The organism is Microbacterium sp. MMO-20, assembly GCF_037147735.1.
Classification (GTDB): Bacteria; Actinomycetota; Actinomycetes; order Actinomycetales; family Microbacteriaceae; genus Microbacterium.
In genome coordinates, this window is the sequence record NZ_JBBCUU010000033.1 from 1 (window position 1) to 223 (window position 223).

At 55.6% G+C, this 223-nt stretch carries 1 rRNA gene; it reads left to right on the top strand.

Annotation, left to right across the window (positions count from 1 at the left end):
• A 23S ribosomal RNA gene (locus tag WFI52_RS14240) occupies window positions 1-223 on the top strand; the annotation flags it as partial.

Sequence of the window (223 nt, forward strand, 5' to 3'; positions counted from 1 at the left end):
GGAAGGTAGCCCAACCCGGGCGATGGTTGTCCCGGGGCAAGTGCGTAGGCCGACTCTTAGGCAAATCCGGGAGTCATACAGGCTGAGACACGATGCGGATAAAAAGTGGGTCATCCTATGCTGCCGAGAAAAGCATCGACGCGAGGTTCTAGCTGCCCGTACCCCAAACCGACTCAGGTGGTCAGGTAGAGAATACCAAGGAGATCGAGAGAATCGTGGTTAA